Annotated in this window: 3 protein-coding genes and 1 pseudogene; all 4 read right to left on the reverse strand. The window is 66.4% G+C overall.

Translation table 11 applies throughout. The annotated features are described in order from the left end of the window. Window positions 1-21: 21 nt before the first annotated feature. A complete protein-coding gene (locus tag U9979_RS19140; protein WP_322780470.1) occupies window positions 22-729 on the reverse strand; it encodes a hypothetical protein in 708 nt (235 codons plus the stop codon). After that, window positions 722-1,567, reverse strand: a complete 846-nt coding sequence (locus U9979_RS19145; protein WP_322780471.1) for a hypothetical protein — start codon at window positions 1,565-1,567, stop codon at window positions 722-724. Before U9979_RS19145 ends, U9979_RS19140 begins: the two co-directional genes overlap by 8 nt. Before the next feature lie 390 nt (window positions 1,568-1,957). Next, a complete protein-coding gene (locus tag U9979_RS19150; protein WP_322780472.1) occupies window positions 1,958-2,782 on the reverse strand; it encodes a DUF6444 domain-containing protein in 825 nt (274 codons plus the stop codon). A 100-nt stretch (window positions 2,783-2,882) separates the two neighbouring features. Continuing rightward, window positions 2,883-3,164 (reverse strand): annotated as a pseudogene (locus tag U9979_RS19155) (hypothetical protein); the annotation flags it as partial.

The following is a 3,164-nucleotide window of genomic DNA, read 5'->3' on the forward strand; positions in this document are numbered from 1 at the left end:
GAAACTCGATGCAACATCGCGTCACTCGATGCAACAATCGACCCGTCGGCCCAGGTCAGCCCAGCCATCACAGCGGCTCGCCGACAGATCGGCCGGCGTGAGAAGCCCTGCCACCGCGCAATCGCGGATTCTGCCGAATGTTGCATCAGATGCAACATTGCGCATTTGGAGCAAGGTCACGCAAGTATGACGGAGATCATGAAAACGAACGCCTTCGGCGCCGATCTTCTCACGTAGCGGGTACCAGCTCCGCCGGAGGTTGTCCGGCTCGATCGGCGTTCCAATCACGCTCGTGAAGACGTCGCCCGTCTCAACCCAATCCGACCCGACGTGCGCCCGTTCCTCCCGTACCGCCGCCTCCAACGCATTGCGGAGCACAGCGTGCGCCTGCTGCCGCAGACGGACGGACGGCAACGACTTGCAGCACCGGCCGACCGCACAGCACCGCCGCTCGCCCTCGGCCCGCTTCTGGTCCGTCTTGTGGATGCAGCACAGACACATGTTCTCCAGCCGCCGGAGGAACAGCCTCACGTCGGCCCCGGTCAGCTTGTTCAGCTTCTTCTTGCCGAGCGCCGGAACCAGGTGCACCCGGACGACCACTTCGTAACCCTGGTACGTCCTCGGCTTGCACGCCGGCTTCACGATCTGCTTAAACCCGCCAAAAGGCTCGAACTGACAGGAACTGACGGAGAGGTCTGACGTCGTAGCCCGACTCGATGACCTACTCACCCAAGGACTCCGGATAGTGGCGCCGCAGGATTCTCCGTGCGTGCCGGTGCAGAGGCGCCGCCAGGTCGGGGTGGTCGCCGTACTCGACCAGGCCAAGAAGTTTTGCCGCCGCCACCAGGTGGGCGACGGCGCCGGCCGACGAAGAGAGCAGGTCACCGAAGACTGTGAAGACCTGATCGGCGATCTCGGGCTGAAGCAGGCTCGAACAGTACAACGTGGCAGCGTCATAGCCGGCCGGTGCGGCGCCCCACGCTTCCCAGTCAAGCAGCCAGCAGATAGGGCCGGTGATATTCGCCCAGTGGAGATCCCCGTGCGCCGTGCTCCATACGATCGACTCCGTGGCGATCTCCACGCCGAACGCGGCTAACAACCGATGTCGGATGAGATCGGCGTCAAGGCACACCCGATCGGTAGTACTGGCAGCCAGGACGTCGACCGACCGGCGAAGGGCCGTCCACCAGGACGCATCCAGCGAGACGTGCTCGCGCAGGGCGATATCGGACGCAAGCGGACCACCGGGGGCCAAGGTCATGAGCTCGGTCCGGACCTGGCGGCCTGCCTCCTCCCACTCTGTGACAGCGAGAACCTCCGGCCGGGCAACGCCCAGGACCGCGCTCGCTTCCATGTTGCCAATCCAGGTCGGCCCGCCACCCCATCCAAGGCGTTCGGTGACTACTCGTAGCCATCGATCCGGGCCGCCGCCGGCCACGGTGACGCGTGATCCTGCCGTGCGTCCGCGCGAGCCGATGACACACTCACCTGTGGTTTCGGCGTCGAACTCCGTCGCGCCGACCGTTACCAGGTCGATTAGCCAGCGGCGCCACTCAACGTCGTCCATCGGCATCCACCGTACCGGCGTGGTAGTCCGGACGAGGCGACACCCGGGCGGGACGGGGTGATGCTCGCACGTGGGCATCCATAGTGGAAAGTTGCTTATCCGATGCGTGATAATACGGTTGTCTTCGACCGCTCCGGGGCATGCTGGAGTTAGCCAACTAGACGGTTGAAACTACACTTTCCCGTCGTGATGTTCATTACGCTATGAAACCCTGCGACGTAGCCGACGTGCCGGCCCGTCTGGCGAGCGGCCGCGCGGATCGTGGCACGCGACCGCAGCCAGCCGGGCACCATCGGAGCGCGCGCCGAACGCATCGCGCCGGCCGGCGTGTTGGTCTCGTCCGGCGGATCTACCGGCGAACCCAGCGGTGGCCGCTTGACCGTGACCGACTCACGGTCGGTCTCGTCGTCCTCGTCGGGGGCCGTACGTGGGGCAGGGATGGGCCGACGAGCGCGGGCCGAGCACGTCGGCGCCGACGAGCAGGTCGCGTAGCCGCGGCAGGAACGTCTTCTCGAGGGTAGCGGTGGCCCTGGCCTGGCTCGCGACGATCGTGCCGGTCGACAGGCGCACCCCGAACAGGTCGACCATCGCCTGTGCGGTCCGGTCCTTCGAGAGGAACTGGCCGCCGTAGAGGTAGCGGACCAGGGCCCGGACCCCCTCGCCGTACTGGACCGGGGCGCCGACCCCCGCGGGCGCGTCGGCCCTGCTCGGGATTCCGCAGCAGCCGCACCGGCGCTCGAGGAGCTGATGCTCGGTGACCGTCCGGCTGACCGCGACGACGTCGACGACCTGGCGTCGCTCGACGGCGGTGACCGGGGCGAGCACCAGGCCGTCCCCGCAGCGCCGGCAGCGTTCCGGCTCGTGGATGACCGTGCGGTCCGGATCGTCGACCAGTGCCGGCGTCGAGCCGGGGTGGCCGGGCTGCCCTCCGGGCGTGCGGCCGGTCTTCTCCCGCCGGGACTTCGGCGCCGGCTTGGCCAGCCCGTCGGTACTCGGGGGCTTCGAGGAGTTCTTCGCGTTCTTCCCGAGCCGGGCCGTCAGCTCCGCGATCTCGGCGTTCGCCTGCGCCAGCGCCTCCTGGGTGCCCGCGAGCCGCTCGCGGATCTCGGCCAGCTCCTGGCGCAGCGTGACGACCAGCACCGCGAGCTCGTCATACGACGGCGGCGGTGGCTGGGGCCCGGACGGCACATGATCAACATATAGGTCGGTCACCACCGCGAGCACCCCGCCGCCACAGCGGACGTCACCTGAACGACCCGGCCCGCAACAACACTAATCGATCAAGATGCCTGACCAGTTACCCCACTGCTTTGCGTCAGAGTTCGTCGGGAACCCGTGCTCCCGTCAACTCTTGCCAGCTCTCATCGAAGACGCTGCGGTTCTCGTCCCGTTCCTTGCGCAGCAGAGAAACGATAAACGTACCGAATTCCTGAAGCTGATGTTCCGTAGTGATGTTCAACGCGAACAACAGCACCTGAAGCAGTCGGTGTGTCGATCCGGAACCTTGCAGTATGTAGCCGGCGAGGGTGAGTGATTGTGCAAACGGGAGCGCGAAGTAGGCAGGGTGACGCTCATAGAGGCCGCCGTACATGGCGAT

The sequence above is a fragment of the Protofrankia sp. Cas4 genome, from assembly GCF_963555915.1.
Lineage (GTDB): Bacteria > Actinomycetota > Actinomycetes > Frankiales > Frankiaceae > Protofrankia.

Bases quoted from the DNA above. Each gene is read 5' to 3' on its own strand.
- U9979_RS19145 (WP_322780471.1), bottom strand. From the start codon at position 1,567: ATGGACGACGTTGAGTGGCGCCGCTGGCTAATCGACCTGGTAACGGTC.